Consider the following 22,304-nt stretch of genomic DNA (forward strand, 5'->3'; position numbering starts at 1 on the left):
GCTGGATAAGAGGAAAATGGCGGTGGGTGATGACCTTGACCCCTTTAATGGGTGGAAGGAAGGTAGGGAACCGATCACTGATTTTATGAAGAAACTATGAAAGGGAGATTACAGCTGTCAAAAAATAATTAAAAATTAATGTTGCTATTTTGACAAAGCGTTGTATAATTCAATTAAGGAAATGGCCGGCCGTTTCCTAAAAGGATTAAGTTCTTGGAGGTACTGTCTATGAAGAACAAGTTTTCTCTGAACACAAAGATGATGTTGGGCAAAAACTCAGCAATCGTAAACAATTCCTTGGCAAACGCCAAATCCTTGCAGGCATCGTTCTTTATGAAACGTGAGGCCAACTTGGTCAGTCCAGGTTAGGATGGAAGCGAAGTCACAAAAAATTCATCCTACAACAAGTTAAAATCTTGCAGTCGTATGGACTGTGCCCCGAAAGGCCTACACTTTCGGGGTTTTTTAGTGCTTAAAACTCAGCTGGACCATGGCGATTTTTTGGTTAAAAGAGCAAAAACCGATTTAGATGGACGGTTAGATTTCATAATTAGTGGGTACAATTGAAACTGATTGTTTGAAAGGTCTTTTTTGAGTAAAAGTATCTATTTACCTAGGAATATGATAGCATAGTGGTGTTTTATTAGTCTTGATGAAGAAAAGATGAGAAGGAGTCTTTGAGACGATGAAGAAAGATGGCCACACGCACACGCGCTTGTCACACCACGGAAGTCAGGAACCCCTTGATTTATATCTTGAACGAGCAATCGAACTTGGTTTTACCGATTATGTGGTGACGGAGCATGCGCCCTTACCAGAGAGCTTTTTAGCTACTTATGCCGGACCGAGAAGTCAGGATGATGACTCGGCCATGCTTGCCAGTGAACTGGTCGCTTACAAAGAAGAAGTTGCTCGAGTGAAAGAAAAATACGGGGAAAAAATCCGTATCCATCAGGGATTTGAGGTTGATTACTTACCGGGATACGAGGCTGAAACGCAGGCCTTTTTGCAAGAAAATGCTGACTGGATTGATGAAATTGTCCTATCGGTGCATTTTTTGGAAAATGATTATGGTTTGATTGGACCGATTGATTACGATCCCGACCAGTTAAAACGTTTTTTTCAACGGGATTACAGGATCCGCAGGCCTTATTTAACAAGTACTTAACTGCAGTTCAGCAAAGTATTGATTTTGACACGGGTTTGTCAACACCAGTTCGGATTGGTCATATTACATTGATTCGTAAGTTTCAAAAGTATTTTGACTTTCCTGGTTTTGACCAGGAAAACCAACAGAAAATCACTGCTATTTTGACGAGCATTCTAGAAAAGGGTTATGAATTAGACGTCAACGCCGCGGGTTTGCGCAAAGAATTTTGTGGTGAAAGCTATCCAAATTCAACAATTTTACGTCAGGCTGTTGATTTACAGGTGCCGATGACCTATGGATCAGATGCCCACGAGGTGGCCGATTTAGGCCTGGTCTATAACGAATTGTCGGCGATTATTAATGAAAAACAATGAGGATGTTTATTATTTGATTAAAAAATAATGATAAAAAGTATTGAGAAAGGAAAATAAAGTTATAGAATGAAAATAACTTAATAGTAATACGCAGAAGTTAGACAAGTAATTATTGGTTAACTGTACAGGGAGTGCTCAAGCTAACGCATTGAGATGAGTGCCAGCACCAAGATGAAAACACACTAACGAGCAGATTAGTCCAAAAACTAACCCGGTTGTTTCCGATATCAAACAGGCCTTTGTTAGAAGGTTATTGAGCATTTTTTGCGTAAGCAAGAAGTGGAATGTAGGTGGGAACACGTGAAAACGTCCTTACAAACTCGATTCGAGTTTGTTTGGGCGTTTTTTTAGTTGGTTGAACCAATCAGAAAGGGTACAAACAATGAACAAAAAGATGTTAGCTGCAGGATCGCGTGATGAATATGGTGAAACGTTGAAAGAGAAGCAGGAAATTGAGCAAACCATTATTAATGTTTTGAACGATCAAGGTTATATCCCCGTCAGCACACCATTGATCGAGCAAGAGAATGTCTTTGACCAATATCAGGAAAAGAAAGTTTTCCATCTGCTTGACCACATGGGTGAAAAATTAGTTTTACGGCCTGATTTGACCCTACCAATTGCTCGCTTTCTCGCGGCGAACCAAACGACGTTAACCGTAACCCGTTTGTACTACCTTGGTGATGTCTTCCACCAAATCGTTAATTTATCCGGTGATTACAACCAGGAAACACAGGCTGGGATTGAAATTATTGGTGAGCAAAGCTTCGAGGCAGAAATTGAAGCCTTAGAAACGATGTTAGCCTTTGCCCAGCGCTTTGGCATTGTCGATGTTCAGGTTGTTCTGAGTGATGCCCGGTTAATTGACTTGATTTTGGAGCAATTTGATTTGGACGACCAGATTCGAAACGAAATGAAGCAGGCAATTGAGGAAAAAAACATTTCCCGCTTCGAACAGCTGAAGGCGCAAATTCCTGATTTTCCAGCTGAGTTAGCCGACTGGCCGTTGGCATTTGGCGAGAATGGTGAATCTGCCATGGAAAAGCTCCAACGAATTCCGGCAGTGAAGGCAATCATGGACGATTGGATTCGGTTAGCGAAATATACACACCGCCACTATCCTGATGTGGCAGTGACGGTCGACCTGGCCGCCGTTTTACCGCAACCGTACTACACCGGCACCATTATTCGTGGCTTTGTCCCAAGTCTCGGTGACTATCTCTTTTCTGGGGGGCGCTACGACCGATTACTTTCAAAATCCGACCAAGAAACAGTTCCGGCCATGGGCATGGCCTTAAAGGTTGAAACAGTCTTAGCTGACCGGCAACGTGATTTGTCTTCCTTATCGGCCCAAGACCCGATTGTCGTGGTTTTGGCCAAGGGACGGGTTGAGCAGGATGTGCGCCCATTACTAAAAAAGGCCGGTGTTGATACGAGTCAATTGGACAATCCGGCGCGTAAATTAGTCTTTGATACAGCCGACAACCGTTACCGTTTTATCCTAGTAAAGGCGAACGATGTGGTGAAGTACTTGGACCAGGGGATTGGCGACGTCGGCATTGTCGGTTCGGATACGATAGCCGAACAGGAACAAAATCACTATGACGTCTTGGATTTGCAAACTGGAAAGGCAGAGTTCGTTTTAGCAGCTTGCAAGGACTTTGAACCGGAAAAAATAAGCCGACTCCGCATCGCCACGAAATACCCCAAGTTAGCCAGTCAATACTTTCACGACCAGGGCGAAGATGTCGAATTAATCAAGCTTGAAGGGTCCGTTGAATTGGGGCCGATTACCGGTCTGGCTGATGCCATTATTGATATTACTCAAACTGGTCGAACGCTGGTTGAAAATCATTTACAAATTTTCGATCGAGTTGGCCTGGTAGCGACTCACTTCCTGGTTCGTAAGGGTTCCTTACTCCAGTACCCAGATGAGTTGACGACCGTTATTAAGCGCTTAGTAAACCTAGTTGCACCGAAAGAAGAGGTAAAAGAATGAAAATTATTGAAAAAATGACACCAACAGCCTTAGCCGAATTGAGACAGCGGTCAGATACGAATCGGCAGGATGAAGTTTTGACGCAGCAAGTTCAAGATATCATCGCCACGGTCCAAAAAAAGGGGGATCAAGCTTTAAAGGAATATAGTCAAGCCTTTGACCGCGTTCAATTAAACGACCTCCGGGTGCCAGCGGCTGAGATTCAAGCCGCCTTTGACCAAGTCGACGAAAAGGTCGTCACGTCGTTGAAAGAAGCCGCCGAAAATATTCGTTCTTTTCACCAGTTGGAACGGGCTCAGTCCTTTGAAGACAAAAGTCGTGCAGGTGTGATTCGGGGCACCAAGGTAACACCACTAGCTGCCGTTGGAATTTATGTTCCGGGCGGGACGGCCGCCTATCCATCTTCTGTTTTGATGAACGCCATTCCAGCTAAGATTGCCGGCGTAAACCAAATTGTGATGGTGACGCCACCACAAACGAAGGGAATTAATCCGGCGGTCCTCGTGGCTGCCTCGATTGCTGGCGTTGATGAAATTTACCAAATCGGTGGTGCCCAGGCCATTGCAGCGCTGGCATTTGGGACCGAAACGATTCCGCAAGTCGATAAAATTACAGGACCGGGGAATGCCTACGTCGCCGAAGCAAAGCGCCAGGTCTATGGGACCGTGGCCATCGACATGATTGCCGGCCCTTCAGAAATCGGCATCCTAGCCGATGAGACGGCCAATGCCAAGAATGTGGCCGCTGATTTATTATCACAGGCTGAGCATGATGTGCGTGCACAAGCCATGCTCGTGACCAATTCGACCGACCTGGCACAGGGGGTGATGAAAGAGGTCGATGAGCAATTGGCCAAACTACCTCGGCGCGAGATTGTCAGCCAATCAATTGCCAATAACGGCGTGATTTACCTGGTGGAAACGGTCCAAGAAATGCTGGATACGATGAATAAGCTGGCCCCCGAGCACTTGGAAATTCAATTGGAGAACCCAAGTTCGTATCTCGATCAAATCCAAAATGCTGGTTCCGTCTTTTTAGGACCTTTAGCCTCTGAACCGCTCGGAGACTATCTGGCTGGACCAAACCACATCTTACCAACCGGAGGAACAGCTCGTTTTTCTTCGGCCTTGGGGGTTTGGGATTTTCAAAAGAAAATCCAATACTTAGAATATGACCAAGAAGCGCTCATAAAAGATGCGCCATTCGTAACGGCCATAGCACGAGAAGAGGGACTAGAAGGGCACGCACGAGCAATTGAAAGTCGGGTGAATGCAGATGACTAAACGACAAGCGACGATTATTCGCAACACAAAAGAAACGCAAATTAGCTTGAAATTGGACCTGGATGATCAAAGTCCCGCAACAATTTCCAGTGGGATTGGCTACTTAGACCACATGCTTAATTTGTTTGCTAAGCATGGTCGCTTTGGCCTTGAAATCAAGGCCACGGGCGACTTGGAAGTCGATAGCCACCACACGACAGAAGATATCGGTATCGCTTTGGGCCAGGCCTTTGCGGAAGCGTTGGGAGACAAAGTTGGCATTGAGCGTTATGGTGCCCAATTTGTGCCGATGGATGAAACGTTGACCCGGGCGGTGGTTGACTTATCTGGCCGTTCATATCTCGTCTTCCAAGCTGATTTAACGGCCCAACGACTTGGAACCTTTGAAACGGAAGTCGTGGAGGACTTTTGGCAGGGCTTTAGCGACCAGCAACGGGCCAATGTCCACATCGAAGTGCTCTATGGTCGCAATACTCACCACAAAATTGAAAGCATATTCAAAGCAATGGGGCGGGCGATGCGCCAAGCCGTGACGATTAATCCGGAAATCAAGGGTGTCAATTCGACCAAAGGGACGATTTGAGAAAGAAGAGGATCAGATGACGATTGTGATTGTTGATTATGGAGCTGGTAATGTGTTGAATGTGGCCAAGGCCATTGAATATACGGGTATGTCGGTCAAGATTTCAAAAGATCCGGCAGACATTGCCAGCGCGGATGGCCTGGTGGTGCCGGGCGTAGGGGCCTTTGCAAAGGCGGTGGACCAACTCAAAGTAGCTGAATTAGTGGAGCCAATTAAGAACTATGCAAAATCAGGCCGCCCGCTGTTGGGCATTTGCTTGGGCATGCAGCTTTTGTTTGATTCATCGACAGAGTTTGGTGAAACGGAGGGCTTGGGTTTGATTCCCGGTCAGGTGGTTGCTTTACCCCAGCAAAAAAATTATAAAGTGCCACAAATGGGCTGGAATAAAAACGAGGTTCGGTTGGAAAATCCGTTGACTAAGACGATTGATGATAAGTATACGTACTTTGTCCACGGCTATTATGCGGTAACAGACAAAAAATATATTGCGGCAACAGTTCCTTATGGTCAGGTTGCCGTGCCAAGCATTGTGGTGAACAAGAATGTGATTGGTGTCCAGTTCCACCCTGAAAAATCAGGACTGGATGGGCTGTCACTTTGGCAAAGTTTCCAAGAAATGGTGGTGGGCGTATGATTTTTCCAGCAATTGACCTGCTTGGCGGCGAATCGGTCCGCCTCTATCAAGGTGATTACCAAAAGAAGATGGTGTTGGAAAAAGATCCACTCATCCAACTGCAGGCCATTGAAGCGGCAGGCATACGGCGGGTTCACTTAGTCGACTTGGATGGCGCCAAGAAAGGGTTGTCCGTTAACGCTGATTTGATTCGACGCTTACGAGAAAATAGCGATATTTTCCTTGAATTGGGCGGTGGGATTCGCACTTTGCAACAGATTGATGATTACCTGCAACTAGGGATTAATCGGGTTATTCTCGGATCGATTGCCGTGACGAATCCTGAATTGGTGCAGGAAGCGATTACCCGCTTTGGCCCAGAAAAAATTGTGGTCGGTGTTGATGGCCAAGACGGTCAGGTGAAGACGGCTGGGTGGACTGAAGCCAGTCAACAAAGTTTTGCAGAAGTTGTTTCAGCCATGACTGCCCTTGGGGTGACAAACTTTATCGTGACTGATATTAGCCGTGACGGAACACTTTCAGGTCCAAATGTGGCTTTACTAAAGCACTTGCAGCAAGACTTTCCTGCAAGTCGGTTTGTTGTCAGTGGCGGTGTCAGCACACTAGCCGATATTGCAACACTACGGGAAAACGGGTTAGTCGATATGATTGTCGGTCGCGCACTATACGACGGTGATTTGACGTTGGCTGATTTAAAGGAGGCAGAAGATGGGGTTAGCGAAACGAATTATTCCAGCCTTGGATATTAAAAGCGGCCAAGTCGTCAAGGGGATTTCCTTTGACCAGATTCGCGCCGTGGGCAATCCAGTGGCTTTGGCTAAACGTTATCAAGAAATGGGTGCCGATGAACTGGTCTTCTTAGATATCACAGCCACGATTGAAGGCTGGGCCACGATGAAATCAGTTGTCGACCAGGTCTCAAAAGAAATTTTCATTCCGTTGACGGTTGGTGGTGGAATTCGCTCTCTGGATGAGATGACGAGTTTGATTCAGGCAGGTGCCGACAAAATCTTTCTGAATTCGGCTGCCGTCAAGGATCCAGGTCTAGTGGCGGCCGGGGCACAAGTCTTTGGTGCCCAAGCAATGGTCGGGGCGATTGATGCGAAGTGGGACCCCGTCAATGGCTTTTACCGGGTTTACAGTGCAGGAGGGGCGAAGCCAACGGAGCTCGATGCTATCAAATGGGCACAAGAGCTAGTTCAGGCTGGCGCTGGCGAGTTGTTGGTGACAAGTATTGATGCTGATGGCCAGAAAAAGGGCTATGATTTGCGGCTCTATCAGCAATTAACCGCAGCTGTCGATGTTCCGATTATTGCCTCTGGCGGGGCTGGCACAACCAAGGATTTTGTTGATGTCTTTGAAGACGGTTCTGTTGATGCCGCTTTGGCTGCTTCGGTTTTTCACTATAACCAGATTGCCATTCCAGATTTGAAACGAAATTTGAGAGAAGAACAAGTGGAGGTCCGTCTATGACCCAGGTAAGAGCTGATTTTAATAAGGCCAATCAGAACGGCTTGATTCCAGCAATTGTCGTTGATGCCAAGACCAAGGTCGTGCTGATGCTCGCTTATATGAACCAGGAAAGCTATGAGAAGACGATTGTGACGCGCCAAACCTGGTTTTGGTCGCGCGAACGGCAAGAACTTTGGCACAAGGGCGCAACCTCGGGCAATACCCAAAAAGTGATTTCGATGACGTTGGATTGCGACCAAGATACGGTTTTAATTGAAGTTGAAACAGTAGGACCGGCTTGCCACACGAATGCTTACTCCTGTTTCTTCAATCCAGTTGACTTACTGGAAAATCAGTTCAGTCAAGATACAGTGGGCAGTCAGTCGTGAGATAAGCTCGTCAAAACCGTCTATCGCTACTTGTTTGAAAGGAAAACAAAATGGAACAAACAATATAAGAACTCTATGACCAAGTTTTGGAACGAAAGGAAAACCCAGTAGAGGGGTCTTATACCGCTTACCTTTACGATAAAGGGCTGGACAAAATTTTGAAAAAGGTTGGCGAAGAAAGCACCGAGGTAATTGTTGGTGCCAAAAACAGCCAAGCAGAACTAACGTATGAAACCGCCGACCTGTTTTTCCACTTGATGGTCCTGTTGGTTAATCAGGGGATTAGCATAGCAGACATTCAAGCAGAACTTGGCTTGCGGGTCGGCCAGAAGTCCAAATTACACGAACGATCAGATTGGCGGTGAACTTATGAAAAAATCAGTTGCAGCATTAAAAGCCTATCAGGCAGAACAGCCCCTTGCAGCCATTAAAGACCAGTATCAATTGGAAACGTTGGCCCACTTGTCGGCTAACGAGTCGGTGTATGGTCCAACACCAAAAGTTAAAGAGGCGTTAGCGGCGGTGACCTTTGACCGGTTGAACTATTATCCAGATGGTTCCGCGCAAAAATTGCGCCAGGCGGTGGCTCAATTAAACCAAGTCGATCCCAAAATGTTGGTTTTTGGTGTGGGTGCCGATGAATTGATTCAATTGTTAACTCGACTAGCGCTAGAACCGGGACAAAACATCATTGTCCCTGCACCAACTTTTGGTGAATATACCATTCATGCCCAAATTGAGCAGGCAGAAACGAAGTCGGTTGCCATTGATGCCAGCACTGGTCATGTGGACTTTGAGGGCATTTTGGCTGCAGTGGATGATCAGACATCGATGGTTTGGTTGTCGAATCCCAACAATCCGACAGGCGTTTTGGAATCTGCTACAGACATTCAAGGACTCTTGCAGCAATTACCAGAGTCCGTTTATTTAGTCGTTGATGAGGCCTACATCGATTTTGCCGATACAAGCGACAATACCGTTGTGCCACTTTTGGCTGATTATCCAAATCTGATTATCTTACGTACCTTATCGAAGGCTTACGGATTGGCCAACCTGCGGATTGGTTACGGCATGATGAACGCAGCATTAGCCCAAAAGTTGAATGCTGTTCGTTTGCCCTATAATTTGTCTGATTTTCAAATTGAAGCCGGCACCGCTGCTGTTTTGGATCAAGATTACCTACAAAAGACGGTTGCCAAGGTTCAGGATGAACGCAACAAGTTTGAAGATTTTTTGCGAGCAAATCAGTTTGAATTTTACCCTTCACAAACAAACTTTTTATGGGTTCAAGTGGGTGATGCCAAGCGCTATGGACAAGCCCTCTTGAAAGAAGGTTTGCAAATCAGCCAGCGTTTGAGCCCAAGTTGGGTCCGAATTACCCTAGGCCAGCCAGCCGATAATGAACGAATCCGACAATTGTTGGTTAAAATTCGAGAAGATTCTACAAGCAACGTTTAAGTTCTTCAGATAAAAACACCGCTAACAATATTTGTTAGCGGTGTTTTTAATGTCTAAGTGGACTTATAATTTATCATCTTTTTGCTGTTTGCGAACCTCTGTTAGCTGGTTATTAATCGACGCAAGCATCTCCATTTGCATTTTTTGAATCTGCATATTATTCGGTTGATCTTGCTGGATGAGGTGGTCAATCTTTGAGTGGAGAATTCTGATTTCTTCTTCAGATTTCAAGTTGACGTGGTAATCGTTTTTTGATTCCATTCTGTCATAGGTACTTGACCGATTCTGGCTCATCATGATTAGGGGAGCCTGGATGGCAGCAATAATACTCAAGAAGAGGTTTAAAAGGATGAATGGGAAGGGATCAAAGTGGAGGCCAAAGAGGTGGACGGAATTAATAAAAATCCAGACAATAATGATACCAATAAAAGTAATCACAAAGGGCCATGAACCACCAAAGCGGGCAACGGCATCGGCTACTTTTTGACCGAATGTTAAAGTTGTTTCCAATTGTTTTTCAACATCAATCACGCGATAACTGTCCTTGGACATTAACCGCGTCATTCGTTCGTTGATTTGCCGATTTTTGTGTGAATCCTCGCTAATCATCTTATCCATTTTTTGTAGCCGGTAACGCACAAGGTGTTCACTACAAATAAAGCTATTGTTGGCGACCTTCGGGTAATCTTTTTGAATCAGTGTTGCGATATAGGGATCCAGTTCATGGATAAAATTACCATCGATCAAATCGTATTCACGATGATCAACCAGGCACCAGAGTGCATCGTTTGCCTGTACTTTTTCGTTCTTTTTCATGATTCAGCCTCTCTAATATGTACTAAGTCACTAGGCGATGTCAGAACGTCGCCATTTAATACGTGCTCATTAGTATTATCTTAACATAGTAACAATTTGGCAGTTAACACTAAGAACTAATTTAACAAAATTTAAAAAAACAGAATTTAGCCTTACAAGCAGTTGGTTAGCTTAAAAATGCTATAATCTAGTTAAGAACTCCGCTTTTTAAAAAGGCGAGAATTTGAGGGGAATTGATGTTTATTAAGCGTAGCTTTCAAATTGCTTTTTCTGCTTTTATCGTATTGTTACTGTTAAATCAGGCATTAAACCAGCAGCTTGAAAATCTCATTGCTATTTTGCTGTTGATTCCAGCTTTGATGGCCGGCTATTCCGCGATTACGCGTCTTGATTTTGTTAAAAAACCGTCATTTTTGCTGACCGTCACGGTTATTTGTACCGGATTCAACCTCTTATTATTGCTTTACGTTGCCCTTCATTTTCAGATTAATGATGTTTCAGATCCATTGAACGTTCAAATTAAGGCAACCGAACTCTTACATGGCAATCAGAATTGGCATAGCAATTTTGACGGGGGTCAGGAATACTTTTATGTGTATCCCAACCTTGTTTTCTTTACTATTTTAATTAGTAAGGTCATGGCCTTCGCTAAGTCAGTTGGTCTTTCCATTCAATTGGCATTGCGGCTGATGAACTTTTTCTTGTTAGCCATGGTGACAATTTTCACCTTGCTAACGAGCTGGCGCTTAAGTAAAAATATCCGAGCGATTGCCTTGACGGCTGTCATCTTACTTTTTTACCCAGTGATGTATCTTTACCCCAATATGGTGACCTATACCGATACTTGGGCGGTTGCTTGTACCACGGTTGTCTTTTATTTAGTGGCCGTCGTTCTCACAAGTCAACAACGAGTGGTATTGGTGGGGGCCAATCTGGCCATGATCCTCGTGTATGGTTTGCTGTACGCCATTAAGCCAAATATGGTCATCTTACTGCCGGCGGTGGCAGTTCTGATTTTTATGACTTTTTTCTTGAAAATGCCCGAAAGGTGGCGGGTGGTGGTGATTACCTTTTCTCTAGTTTTGGGGGTTATCACAGCAACAGTGGCAACAAAGTCGATTGCCAGCTCAAACGGCTACAGCCAAAGTGCACAGAAGAAAATTGCCTTACCGGCAACTCATTGGATCAATATGGGATTAAACCCACTGGGATCGAGTGGCAAAGGAGCTTATGATTTCGATGATGAAAGCCTTGATATTGAGCGCAAAATCGAAAAGAAAACCTATCTAACTACGGACTCCATCAAAGATCGACTACAAATGCTTGGTCTTGATGGTTGGTTCAAATTAGCTTTGGACAAGTCACAGACTTTGCTTGGAACGCCACTCTTTGGCTTTGGCCGTTATGCCAGTGGTTATGCTAAAGCGCCGGGATATTATCTCCACCATCAGATGATGCTAACGAGCTTTTTTGCCATCATTGCGACAACCACCGTCTTATTGGCAGGTGGCCAGCTATTAATTAAAGTTTGGCAACCTTATGGTGACCAACCAATTACATCAGTCCAAAGAGCCTTTTCCTACCTAGTGGGGATTGCAGCCATCGGTTTGACGATCTTTCATACTTTTATTTGGGAAGTCGAACCACGCTACTTTTTGCCCATGCTCTACCCAATAGTAACCCTAATTGGCATGGTGGGGGGCGTTCAGCGCCTACCCGCATTGCAAATTGTCCGATCAAAATCAAACATTAATTGGACAAAACTCCTGGTTCTGTCTGTTACGAGTGTCCTTTTCTTAGGATTGACACTTTCCTCAGCGAAGAGTATTCCTGGAATTGCTTACGGAAACATGGAATATCCAATTCGCTTAGCCATCCTGCAACCAGTGAAGGCGCCAGCGGAATTGCGTTTTTCATTACCAGTGCCAGAGACGGTTAATGTCTTAAAGGTTGATATCCGGCCCGAACCTGGACAAAGTGTTTCGCTGAGTACCGGGCAGCAATTGACGCCTAGGAATGGTCACTATGTCTTAGAAAAGCGTTTTGTGGCCAACCAAAATGTTGAGGTCGTGATTCAGCGAGATGAGACCAAAGCTAGACGACCACTGATTTTGTATCGGCAACCGACATTGTATAAGCAGCTTTTTCATGGTTCAAGCGTGACAATCGATGGTAAGCAATATTATCTGCCATACGAAATGGACATCTATGACCGGAAGCCGTTTGAACTTCTGGATGTGAATAATCAACCAGTGCTACGGTAATTTGCCCGTTGTTAAGCCAGCCACTCCCCTAAATTTCAAGGGGAGTGGCTTTTTAGCTGTGTTTGACGGTACCAAGCATCCATGCTATCCTGATTTTATATAACGTTTTCAAATCAGACTTTTTATTATAAGCTAGCTTATGATGATAACGAAAATAAAGGAGAAAACATGCAATTTATCTCGCTAAATCAGTCCAATCATGATTATTGGCAAATAATCTATCGTGAGGCTTTTCCACCAAACGAACGAATTGCTTTTCAAGAGTTAAAGCAAAAAGCTACCGATAATCACCAAATCAAAATGGCAGTGATTACTGATGACGAACAAAACGTTGGGATTGCCTATTTCGTTGACTTAAAGGAGAAAGCTTTTGTCCTTTACTTAGCTGTTGATCAATCAATTCGTGGACAGGGGATTGGTGGCAAAACACTATCAGCTTTGAAGGAACGCTATCCAAAAGGGATTATTTTGGAATCTGAAAGTACGATGGAGGATGCTGATAACCAGCAGCAACGTGAAGCCCGTTATCATTTTTACTTGAAAAATGGCTTTATTGACACTGAAAAAATTGCTCACAATATGGAAAGAGACTTTCATCTTTTGACAAGTAATTTGGATTGTTCCGTAGCCGATTATTTAAGTTCGATGAAAATATTAGGGCAGGAAACCTCCGTCATTTAATTTTAATATTTGTTTGATAATTCACGCTTTTATGCTAAAAACCGGCATAAAAGCGTTTTGAATTTATAAATTAATTTAAATATATGAATTTTTTCTGTTTGATTGTTCTAAATAACCATGATATTCTAGAAAAGTAGTTGGGGATTATCAACTAGCTGTGTCAGCCAAGAAGCAGCCAGTTGATAGTCCATCAATTTCAAAAAATAAAAACGTAAATGTTACGACGCACTACTTCGACTGTAGATTTTAAACGCGCCTTTTTTGCGTGCGAAAAGTTTAGGCTGAAAACAGAATATTTTAAAATCAATACTCGAATATATGCTAACTAGCATTAGGAGAGCAAAAGATTATGATCAAAGTCCGCGATATGACGGTCGCCTATGATAGCGCCCCCGTCTTCACGAACCTGTCAATCCAATTTGAACCTGGAAAAATCACCGGAATTATTGGCCCCAACGGTGCCGGTAAGTCGACGATGATTAAAGGGCTTTTAGGGTTGACCAGCAAGCAGTCCGGAACGGCCACTTTGGCAGACCAACCAATTGCAAAGCAACTCAAGCTCATCGCTTACGTTGAACAACGGGCAGCACTTGATTTGACGTTTCCAATTAACGTTTTGGATACGGTTTTAACTGGGACCTATCCGAACCTCGGTTTGTTTAAAGTGCCTGGAAAAAAAGAGGAAGAGGCCGCTTTAGCAGCCTTGACCGATGTTAAGTTAGCTGAATTTAATCACCGACAGATTAGTGAATTATCCGGTGGCCAGCTCCAGCGCGTTTTTGTCGCCCGAGCAATTGTTCAGGATGCCGATGTCATTATTTTAGATGAACCCTTCGTTGGTATCGATATGAAATCAGAAGCTGACATCATGGCAATTTTGAAAAAATGGCGGGCTGCCGGCAAAACAATCATTGTTGTAAACCATGATTTGAATAAGGTCACAACATACTTTGATGACCTCGTCATTATTAACCACGGTGTTGTGGCTCAAGGTCAGACACAGGACGTGTTCACAAAAAAGAATATTACTACTGCCTTTAGTGGCGACCTATCAAATATTCTTTTTGACGAAGGGGAGGCCACACATGAATAGTATTGCGCTTTTTATTGATGGTTTAACGAAGTATAACTTCTTGCAGACGGCACTGATTACTGCCATCCTAGTCGGAATCATGTCCGGGATTGTTGGTTCCTTTATTATTTTGCGCGGCATGTCTTTAATGGGTGATGCTATTTCGCATGCGGTTTTACCTGGGGTGGCAGTTGCCTACATGCTTGGCATTAACCTTTTGCTGGGGGCTTCAATTTTTGGTTTGTTGGCCGCTATGTTGATTGGTTTTGTGACAATGAAGTCGCAGTTAAAAAATGATACCGCGATTGGAATTGTTTTCTCTTCCTTTTTCGCGCTTGGTTTTATCCTGATTTCAATGGCAGAATCAGCCACTAATTTGCACCATATCCTATTTGGAAATGTTTTGGCTGTTTCTGACCAAGACCTGATTACTACGGCGATTGTGTTAGTGGTAGTTGTCCTGTTCGTCGTGCTTTTCTACAAAGAATTGTTGATTACGTCCTTTGATAATACCTTTGCCCGAGCTTACGGTTTGAAAACGCAGGTCTTACACTACGGCTTGATGATGATTTTAACGTTAGTAACCGTGACCGCACTGCAAACGGTTGGAATTATTTTGATTGTTGCAATGTTGATTACACCAGCCGCAACAGCTTACCTATTAACAAATAAAATGTCATCCATGATTATGATTGCAGCAACCTTTTCGGTTTTTGCATCCGTCATTGGATTGTACTTTAGCTTTACCTTTAACTGGGCTTCCGGTCCGGCGATTGTCTTGACTGCCGCAGTGTTCTTCTTATTGGCCTTTCTCTTTTCGCCAAAGCAGGGCATTTTCATTAAAAAACGAGCAGCGAACTAAAATTTGTAGCGAAAGAAGATGATAAAAGGCGTATTAAACGCACTTGGAATTGAGGAAAATTGAATATGATTAAACGATTAACGATTATTGGGCTGGCAGCACTAGCATTGTTAGCAGGTGTCTTTTACTTTGTCAATGAAAGTCAGACGGGTAAAACTAGTCGAAGCGGTAAGTTACAGGTTGTTGCGACAAACTCAATTATTGGGAACATGGTTGAAGAGGTCGCTGGTAACAAGGTCAAGTTACACACGATTGTTCCTCGTGGAACCGACCCCCATGAGTACGAACCACGACCACAAGATGTGAAGGCAACACAAGAAGCCGATGTTTTGTTCCATAATGGTTTGAACCTGGAAACTGGTGGTTCTGGTTGGTTTAAGAAAATGTACCAAAATGCAGGTAAGAAGGAAAACGAACAAGTCTTTGCTGTTTCGGATGGCGTTGCTGCTAAGCATTTGACGGATGCCGGTAAAGAAAACGAAATGGATCCCCATGCTTGGTTAGATATCCAAAACGGTATTAAGTATGTGCAAAACATTGAAAAGGTTTTGATTGAAAAGGATCCAAAGAATAAGAGTACTTACCAAAAGAATGCTGCTGCATACATTGAAAAGCTAACTAAATTAGATGAAAGTGCCAAAACTAAGTTTAACAATATTCCAGCAGATAAGAAGCTTTTGGTGACTTCCGAAGGCGCCTTTAAGTACTTCTCGGCAGCCTATGGCATCACACCAGCCTTTATTTGGGAAATTAACACCGAGTCACAAGGGACACCAGAACAGATGAAGACTGTTTTGGAAAAGATTCGCGCAACCAAGGTACCCGTTCTCTTTGTTGAAAGTTCTGTATCACCAAAGTCAATGGACAAGGTTTCTAAGGAAACTGGTTTGCCAATTTACGCTAAGATTTATACTGATTCATTAGCCAAGGAAGGCAAGCCCGGCGATACTTACTATGGCATGATGAAGTGGAACTTGGACAAAATTTCAGAAGGTTTGTCCAAGTAAAATTAGTGACTTAACTGTCTTTGATGGCCAATTGTCGAGCAGATTGTTAGGAATTCTAAAAGTAAAATGATTTTAATCGGTTGACAAATTAAAATTAAATGCTATTATTAAAGAAATATTAGAAAAGGACAAAAAAGAATGATGATGCAAATGTGCTGTTCTCGAATGTTGAAACAATAAATGGGTACTTAATCTCGTGTTTGGTTCTCATTTATTGTCGAGCGTTATGTTCCATATTTGAGAACCATCATTTGATTCGCACAACATTGTTATCGTAACAATTTTAGTTCTTTATGTCGGGGACTAGTGTCTATCAGGAATGGTGGATACTAGTCCTTTTTTCTTTGTTTTGAGAAGGGAGCATTAATGAAATTAACTACTGCAACTGAAACAATTACTGATTTGAGTGCCATTCGGCACTACTTTCATCAGCATCCAGAACTTTCAAGCCAAGAATATCAGACAACGGCATTAATTAAGGCCTACTTAGCTGATTTAGGCTATATAATTATTACCCCAGAAGCCTTACAGACTGGCGTTATGGCTGAGATCGGCCCAGAAGACGCCCAATACACAGTTGCTTTGCGGGCAGATATTGATGCGTTGCCAATTCAAGAACAAACGAACTTAGACTTTGCTTCTGAAAATGCCGGTATCATGCACGCCTGTGGTCATGATTTTCACCTTACCTCTTTGCTGGGTGCCGCTGAAAAGATTAAAGAAAATGTTGACAAATTGACTGTTAAGGTGCGACTGATTTTTCAGCCCGCAGAAGAAACGCATGTTGGCGCAGAGCAAGTAATTGCAAGTGGTGGTTTAGAAGGTGTGGACGTGATCGTCGGTTACCATAATCACCCGAATTTACCCGTTGGCCAAATCAGTGTTGGGAATGGTGGCCGCAATGCGGCTGTTGATCAATTCGCTGTCAAGTTAACGGGCGTTGGTGGTCATGCTGCGAAGCCACATGAAAACATTGATCCCATTTTAGCACTCGCTAATACCGTTACGGCTTTACAAAGTATCGTTAGCCGTTCACTTGATCCTTACCGGCAAAGTGTTTTATCGGTTACCCATATTGAAGGGGGTCAAACATGGAACGTTATTCCTGATTGTACCTGGTTTGAAGGAACAATTCGTACTTTTGGAGACCATGACCGTGAACAAGCCAAAGAGAAATTCTACCAAATTATTAATGGTCAAGCGGCAACGTATGGCGTTTCAACGGAAATTGAGTGGATTCCTGGTCCGCCAGTGCTCGAAAATGATCCAATCCTGACGGACATTCTGGCCGAAAATATTCAGTACCATGCTAATTTGGTGAACTTTCCGCCATCAGCTGGTGGTGAAGACTTTGCTTTTTATACGAGTAAAGTTCCCAGTGTGTTTGCAGAAATTGGCAGTGGTGGTAACTCGGGCTTGCACCATTCTGATTTAGTCCTAGATGATGCAGGATTAGAGACCGCCATCATTTGGTACTATCAGTCTGTTTTACGGTTACAAGATTACTTTGCTGAAAAGGGAGAAAAAGCATGAAGAAAAGATATTGGTTGACCGGTCTGATTCTAATTTTGATTGTAATTGCTGGAATTTGGTCCTTTTATCCGCACCAGTCAAATAGTAAAAAAGGAACGATTACATTAGCAAGTTCACCCGGTCCTTACAGTGAACTCTTTTTAAAGGGCGTGAAACCTATTTTGGAAAAAGAGGGTTACACGGTTGAAAACAAGTCATTTACTAACCTATTAAATGCCGACATTGCCCTTAATGAAGGACAGGTTGATTTAAATGTTGATCAGCACACCGCTTACTTGAACAACTTCAATAGGGAAAAGAATGGTAAGTTGACGGCATTAACAAAGATTCCAACGGTTCCAATGGGGCTGTATCCTGCACAAAAGCACTCTTTGAAGTCTGTCAGTGATGGTGATACGATTGCGGTTCCAAATGATCCATCCAATACGGCACGGGCTTATCAATTACTGGAAAAGGCAGGTTGGATTAAACTGCGTTCTGGGGTGAACCCAATTACCGCAACTAAAAATGATATTGTAGAAAATAACTACAATTTAAACTTTAAGGAAATTGATTCGTCAACGATTCCACGGGTAACCAATGACTTTAGTTATGTCATTCTTCCAGGTTCAGTTGCTTACAATGCCAAGGTCTCTTCAAAGAAGATGCTGGTAGCAGAAAAAATTCAAAACGGCTACTATTTGGTAGCCACAACGACAAAAAAGAATGCAGATACTAAGTGGGCAAAGGCTGTCAAAAAAGCCTATGAATCAAAGGAATTTGCCAATTATGTGAAGAAGCATAATGATGACAACTATTGGGTCATTCCACAATAACTAGATTTGATTCCCTAAAATCAAGGGATTCTTTTTAGATAGAAGTCAACCTCGTGATAGTTTTGACTTCTTTTTATTTGAGTCATCCTTCGTTTAACCGCTATAATAGGTTTATGTAAGATTTCTGTTTGCTAGTTAATTGGCAACACGATTCATGACTGGAGAAATGCAAATGGCCCCAAAGAGACAAGTAAGCACGACCGGACGTCTGATGAAGTACATCCTGCAAGGTCTCCATGTTCTGCCTGATTTAACAAACGAGAGGGCCTATCAACGGGCGGTTATTGCCAGTCAAAAACCATATCGATTGGCCTTTTTGAACCGGTTACTGTTTGGTGCGACAGAATATAATGGTCGTAATGATGTTTTAGAAATCAGTCCGAAGTACGTAGACGATCGACAGCTGATTTTTTACCTCCACGGTGGGGGTTATTGGGACCAGCCTTCAATCATGCACTACCGTTTGCTAAAAAAGTTGGCCGACCAAACACAACACCGAATTATCATGCCAATTTATCCAAAGGCGCCCCAGCACCAGGCACAAGAAACCATTCAATGGACCAAGGAAGCTTTCCTAGAAACACTGGAAAAGGAACAAATTGATGCTAATCAAATTGTGTTAATGGGTGATTCGGCCGGTGCCGGACTGGCGTTGTCTCTTTTGCAACAGCTACGCGATGAAAAACTTTCTTTACCAAAGCAACTAATTTTGATTTCACCATGGTTTGATATCAGTGATACCAACCATGAGATGAAGGCAGTGCAACCCTTCGACCCGATGTTCGAAGTCGCTGTCTTAGACATCATGGCTGCCGGTTACCAGGGTAAACTTGATTTGGACGATCCACTAATTAGCCCGCTCTATGCTGATTTTGCCAATATGCCGGCTATTAACGTGATTACGGGAACCTATGATGTCTTGCATCCTGATGCCGTGAAGTTTCAGGAGCTTGCTGATGATGGCGGTTGGGACGTGCACACGACCATTTATCCAGAAATGTACCACGATTTTCCCGAAATCCCAATTCCCGAGGGAAAAGCTGCTATCAGGCAGATGACCCAACTAATTAAAGAAAGATAAATGAATGCCCAAAGTAATTCTTGTCACCGGCGCCACTAGCGGCATCGGTTATCAAACTAGCCAATTATTAGCAGAACAAGGGCACATTGTTTATGGTGCTGGCCGTCGAGTCGAGAAACTCACTGCCCTAGAAAAAGTGGGCGTCCATCCCCTCAAACTCGATTTAACTGACGAAGAATCCTGCCGACAAGCGGTCACGACCATCTTAGCCGACCAAGGTCGCATTGATGTGCTAATTAACAATGCGGGCTACGGCTCGTATGGTGCCGTTGAGGATGTGGCTCTCGAAGAGGCCAAACGTCAGTTCGATGTTAATTTATTTGGTTTAGCCCAGTTAATCAAATTAGTTTTGCCAACAATGCGCCAACAAGAGTCCGGACGGATTATCAATGTTTCGTCGATGGCCGGACGAATGGCCAGCTACTTTGGCGCCTGGTACCATGCCACCAAGTTTGCTCTAGAGGGCTTTAGTGATTCTTTGCGAATGGAACTAAAGCCGTTTGGAATTGACGTTGTCTTGGTTGAACCCGGTCTGATTAAAACGGATTGGGGTCTGATTGCCGCCGACCATCTGGCCTCTTCAGCGGCTGGTGGCCCATATGAAGTAGCTTCCCAACAAACAGCCAATGGCATGAAAAAGCAATACCAGGGGCAATTACTGTCTCAGCCAATCTTGATTGCGAAAACCTTGGTGAAAATTGTCAATCAGAAAAAGCCTCGGGCTCGTTACTTGCTTGGCTTTGCAGCCAAACCATTGGTTTTCTTGCGCACCATCCTACCAGCTCGGTGGTTTGATGCGTTGATGCGACAAGTTGTAAAAGGCTAAATCAGGACTGATTTAATCAACAAATGACTCTCAATATACTAAAAGGGCCTCAGCGTACATATGCGCTGAGGCCCTTTATAAATTATGATGGAGTAGCTTTTAACACATATCCATGCCCATCTTTTTGTAGGAATCAAGACTTTTAATCTGCAAATCTTCGACGGTGCAACCACGTTCTTCTGCCAAGGCATTCATCAGGGTATCCATGGCCATTAAGTCATACTTCTTTTCTGGCTCCTCTGGCGTGTAAACCTGCATCTGCGCCATCATGCCACCATCTTCGTGCTCAATAATATGACAGTGGTACATAAAGACACCGGCGAAGTTGAACTTCATCTTAATCCGCACGGTTTCTCCAGGATTGACGGCGACAGTATCCTTGTACCCGAGTTCATTTGGGTAGGGGGATTCGCCGTTGCGAGAAACAATTTGGAAGGAACCGCCATGCATGTGGTAGGGGTGAATCATCCCCCCGCAGCAATCATTAGTATTCGTAATGTCCCAATATTCTGTCTTGCCGATTTCTTGGCGGTCATCGATGCGCATCATGCCAAACTTCAAACCGTTAATAGTAATTTCTTCATCTGTTCCGGCCAAGACAACTTGGTGAACAAGTGCATTTGGATCAACATCTGGGTACAACGTTACCTGGTCGCCGGCCTTGTAATCACTAAAGTCGATGATAAACTCTGCTCGCTCAGCACAAGTTAGCATACACTTAGTCATCTGCACCGGCTCTGGTAAGAGACCGCCATCGGAAGCGATTTGCGTCATGATCAAATCATCTGAAAGGTGCAGCCGCCACTCTCGTCGGTTCGAACCATCCAAAAAGCGTAGGCGCAACTTTGGGGTTGTCACATCAAAGCTTGGGTTAACCGTTCCATTGATAAGGGCCGTTGGGCCAGCGGTCCCATCGGGATCATAGTCGGCATCATAGTCCCACTGGTTATCTTCGTGAAAGCGACGGTCTTGGAGAACGATTGGTAAATCATCAACACCATAGTCGTGTGGGAGGGCTAAGCTGTCTTCGTGGTCATCTTCGACATAAACCATCGCAGCCAAACCATGCCAGACGTCCCAACCGGTTAATGGGCAAGGGTGGGCATGCAGCCAAGTGGTTGCGGCTGGTTGGTTAACGGTAAAGGTAATCTCTTTTTCCTCACCGGGATAAATTGGCGCGTGACAACCACCATCGATAAAGGGACCGGGCACATCCAAGCCATGCCAGTGGAAAGTCGTTAATTCAGGTAAACTATTCTTTAGCGTAACGTGATAGGTTTTACCGCTTCGGAAAACAATAGTTTGCCCCAATAAACTCTGGTTGTAGCCCCAGGTTTTGGTTTTAGCACCGGGTAAAATCTGTGTTTCGCCCGGTTGGGCATGGACTGTCAGCCAGACATCTGTATCCGTTTCTCGATCAGGCTTCAAGAGACTAGGAATCGTCAGTGGTACTCGGGGGGCATCGTAAACCTCTAAAGGTACGTAGCCGCCGTCATGATAGTCATAAGCTGTTTCATTAAAAAAAGTAATCCTGGTAAACAGGCTTTTCTTCCGTTGACATGATACTTCCTCCTTCTATTTGTCTCTTAGTATACAAGACCCGGGTCGTTTTTTCTAACAATTGTGCTAAGCTTAATTTAGGCAGTCAATCAGTAGCCGCCAGAGGAGGAAGTAACAATGACACGTAATCGTATTTTTCACTTTCTCATGGCTTGTGTTTGGATTTACACCTTTTATCTACTCATGCACATGCAGGATATGTTAGCTATGTATGTCATGTCCGGTGGGATGTTTGTTCAATCGTTCTATAGCATTATCTTTGATCAAAAAGGGTGCTAAACGGGAACACGTGAACGTTTGCTAAAAAACCAAAGAATTCTGAGTCATGTTCGCTTTCGTAATCGGTGCATGGTTGAAAATCCTGTGGGCTTTTTATTAATTGGCAGATTACAAGTTTAATTCGAACAACCCCGAAAAACTTCTAGTGGCGTCTGGTAGTTATGTAACTTCATGGGTCGATTGTTG

General features: G+C 43.9%; 23 protein-coding genes and 2 pseudogenes. 23 read left to right on the plus strand and 2 right to left on the minus strand.

Annotated elements, in window-relative coordinates:
- Positions 1-228 precede the first annotated feature (228 nt).
- From FEFB_RS08705 to hisC, 13 genes and pseudogenes are all read left to right on the plus strand, one after another.
- Positions 229-369, plus strand: a complete 141-nt coding sequence (locus FEFB_RS08705) for a hypothetical protein (RefSeq protein ID WP_161795091.1) — start codon at positions 229-231, stop codon at positions 367-369.
- Between the two features lie 316 nt (positions 370-685).
- The gene (hisJ, locus tag FEFB_RS09085; RefSeq protein WP_255360190.1) at positions 686-1,168 is read left to right on the plus strand and encodes a histidinol-phosphatase HisJ; all 483 of its coding nucleotides are present in this window, start codon (positions 686-688) and stop codon (positions 1,166-1,168) included.
- 11 nt (positions 1,169-1,179) lie between these two features.
- Positions 1,180-1,434, plus strand: a pseudogene (locus FEFB_RS09090) (histidinol-phosphatase); the annotation flags it as partial.
- A gap of 3 nt (positions 1,435-1,437) precedes the next feature.
- Positions 1,438-1,524 (plus strand): PHP-associated domain-containing protein, encoded by an 87-nt coding sequence (locus FEFB_RS09010; protein WP_235271962.1) that lies wholly within the window; start codon positions 1,438-1,440, stop codon positions 1,522-1,524.
- A 382-nt stretch (positions 1,525-1,906) separates the two neighbouring features.
- Complete coding sequence (gene hisG / locus FEFB_RS08465) at positions 1,907-3,523, plus strand: ATP phosphoribosyltransferase (RefSeq protein ID WP_082131911.1); 1,617 nt, start codon at positions 1,907-1,909, stop codon at positions 3,521-3,523.
- Complete coding sequence (hisD, locus tag FEFB_RS04545; RefSeq protein ID WP_047975056.1) at positions 3,520-4,806, plus strand: histidinol dehydrogenase; 1,287 nt, start codon at positions 3,520-3,522, stop codon at positions 4,804-4,806. The genes hisG and hisD overlap by 4 nt, the downstream gene beginning before the upstream one ends.
- Complete coding sequence (gene hisB, locus FEFB_RS04550; protein WP_047975073.1) at positions 4,799-5,389, plus strand: imidazoleglycerol-phosphate dehydratase HisB; 591 nt, start codon at positions 4,799-4,801, stop codon at positions 5,387-5,389. Before hisD ends, hisB begins: the two co-directional genes overlap by 8 nt.
- Positions 5,390-5,405: 16 nt before the next feature.
- Positions 5,406-6,023 (plus strand): imidazole glycerol phosphate synthase subunit HisH, encoded by a 618-nt coding sequence (gene hisH, locus FEFB_RS04555; RefSeq protein WP_047975057.1) that lies wholly within the window; start codon positions 5,406-5,408, stop codon positions 6,021-6,023.
- Complete coding sequence (hisA, locus tag FEFB_RS04560; protein WP_047975058.1) at positions 6,020-6,772, plus strand: 1-(5-phosphoribosyl)-5-[(5-phosphoribosylamino)methylideneamino]imidazole-4-carboxamide isomerase; 753 nt, start codon at positions 6,020-6,022, stop codon at positions 6,770-6,772. The genes hisH and hisA overlap by 4 nt, the downstream gene beginning before the upstream one ends.
- A complete protein-coding gene (gene hisF, locus FEFB_RS04565) occupies positions 6,732-7,496 on the plus strand; it encodes an imidazole glycerol phosphate synthase subunit HisF (RefSeq protein ID WP_047975059.1) in 765 nt (254 codons plus the stop codon). The genes hisA and hisF overlap by 41 nt, the downstream gene beginning before the upstream one ends.
- The gene (gene hisI / locus FEFB_RS04570) at positions 7,493-7,864 is read left to right on the plus strand and encodes a phosphoribosyl-AMP cyclohydrolase (RefSeq protein WP_047975060.1); all 372 of its coding nucleotides are present in this window, start codon (positions 7,493-7,495) and stop codon (positions 7,862-7,864) included. The genes hisF and hisI overlap by 4 nt, the downstream gene beginning before the upstream one ends.
- 68 nt (positions 7,865-7,932) lie before the next feature.
- Positions 7,933-8,229: pseudogene (gene hisE, locus FEFB_RS04575) on the plus strand (phosphoribosyl-ATP diphosphatase); the annotation flags it as partial.
- A gap of 4 nt (positions 8,230-8,233) precedes the next feature.
- Positions 8,234-9,322, plus strand: coding sequence for a histidinol-phosphate transaminase (hisC, locus tag FEFB_RS04580; protein ID WP_047975061.1), 1,089 nt, complete (start codon positions 8,234-8,236; stop codon positions 9,320-9,322).
- Between the two features lie 63 nt (positions 9,323-9,385).
- Here hisC and FEFB_RS04585 read toward each other — a convergent pair whose 3' ends face one another.
- Positions 9,386-10,138, minus strand: coding sequence for a DUF1003 domain-containing protein (locus FEFB_RS04585; protein ID WP_047975062.1), 753 nt, complete (start codon positions 10,136-10,138; stop codon positions 9,386-9,388).
- Positions 10,139-10,374: 236 nt separating this feature from the next.
- On the opposite strand from FEFB_RS04585, the gene FEFB_RS04590 reads away from it, so the two are divergent.
- The 9 genes from FEFB_RS04590 (at position 10,375) to FEFB_RS04630 (ending at position 20,279) form a co-directional block, all read left to right on the plus strand.
- Positions 10,375-12,402, plus strand: coding sequence for a hypothetical protein (locus tag FEFB_RS04590; protein ID WP_047975063.1), 2,028 nt, complete (start codon positions 10,375-10,377; stop codon positions 12,400-12,402).
- Positions 12,403-12,570: 168 nt separating this feature from the next.
- Complete coding sequence (locus FEFB_RS04595; RefSeq protein WP_047975064.1) at positions 12,571-13,083, plus strand: GNAT family N-acetyltransferase; 513 nt, start codon at positions 12,571-12,573, stop codon at positions 13,081-13,083.
- A gap of 349 nt (positions 13,084-13,432) precedes the next feature.
- Positions 13,433-14,176: a metal ABC transporter ATP-binding protein gene (locus FEFB_RS04600; protein ID WP_047975065.1), complete on the plus strand. Its 744-nt coding sequence runs from the start codon at positions 13,433-13,435 to the stop codon at positions 14,174-14,176.
- Entirely contained in the window at positions 14,169-15,017 is an 849-nt protein-coding gene (locus FEFB_RS04605) for a metal ABC transporter permease (protein WP_047975066.1), read from the plus strand. The genes FEFB_RS04600 and FEFB_RS04605 overlap by 8 nt, the downstream gene beginning before the upstream one ends.
- Positions 15,018-15,082: 65 nt before the next feature.
- A complete protein-coding gene (locus tag FEFB_RS04610) occupies positions 15,083-16,024 on the plus strand; it encodes a metal ABC transporter substrate-binding protein (RefSeq protein WP_047975067.1) in 942 nt (313 codons plus the stop codon).
- Positions 16,025-16,390: 366 nt separating this feature from the next.
- A complete protein-coding gene (locus FEFB_RS04615; protein WP_047975068.1) occupies positions 16,391-17,557 on the plus strand; it encodes an amidohydrolase in 1,167 nt (388 codons plus the stop codon).
- Positions 17,554-18,372, plus strand: coding sequence for a MetQ/NlpA family ABC transporter substrate-binding protein (locus FEFB_RS04620; protein ID WP_047975069.1), 819 nt, complete (start codon positions 17,554-17,556; stop codon positions 18,370-18,372). Before FEFB_RS04615 ends, FEFB_RS04620 begins: the two co-directional genes overlap by 4 nt.
- Positions 18,373-18,544: 172 nt before the next feature.
- Positions 18,545-19,453 (plus strand): alpha/beta hydrolase, encoded by a 909-nt coding sequence (locus FEFB_RS04625; protein WP_053068951.1) that lies wholly within the window; start codon positions 18,545-18,547, stop codon positions 19,451-19,453.
- Positions 19,454-19,457: 4 nt separating this feature from the next.
- Positions 19,458-20,279 (plus strand): oxidoreductase, encoded by an 822-nt coding sequence (locus FEFB_RS04630; protein ID WP_047975070.1) that lies wholly within the window; start codon positions 19,458-19,460, stop codon positions 20,277-20,279.
- 99 nt (positions 20,280-20,378) lie between these two features.
- On the opposite strand, the gene FEFB_RS04635 is transcribed toward FEFB_RS04630, so the two are convergent.
- Positions 20,379-21,821, minus strand: a complete 1,443-nt coding sequence (locus FEFB_RS04635) for a multicopper oxidase family protein (protein ID WP_047975071.1) — start codon at positions 21,819-21,821, stop codon at positions 20,379-20,381.
- Between the two features lie 135 nt (positions 21,822-21,956).
- Between FEFB_RS04635 and FEFB_RS08885 the strand changes: the two genes are divergently transcribed.
- Positions 21,957-22,118 (plus strand): hypothetical protein, encoded by a 162-nt coding sequence (locus tag FEFB_RS08885; RefSeq protein WP_200898276.1) that lies wholly within the window; start codon positions 21,957-21,959, stop codon positions 22,116-22,118.
- The last annotated feature ends 186 nt before the right edge of the window (positions 22,119-22,304 follow it).

It is taken from the genome of Fructobacillus sp. EFB-N1, assembly GCF_001038455.1.
GTDB classification, from domain to species: Bacteria; Bacillota; Bacilli; order Lactobacillales; family Lactobacillaceae; genus Fructobacillus; species Fructobacillus cardui.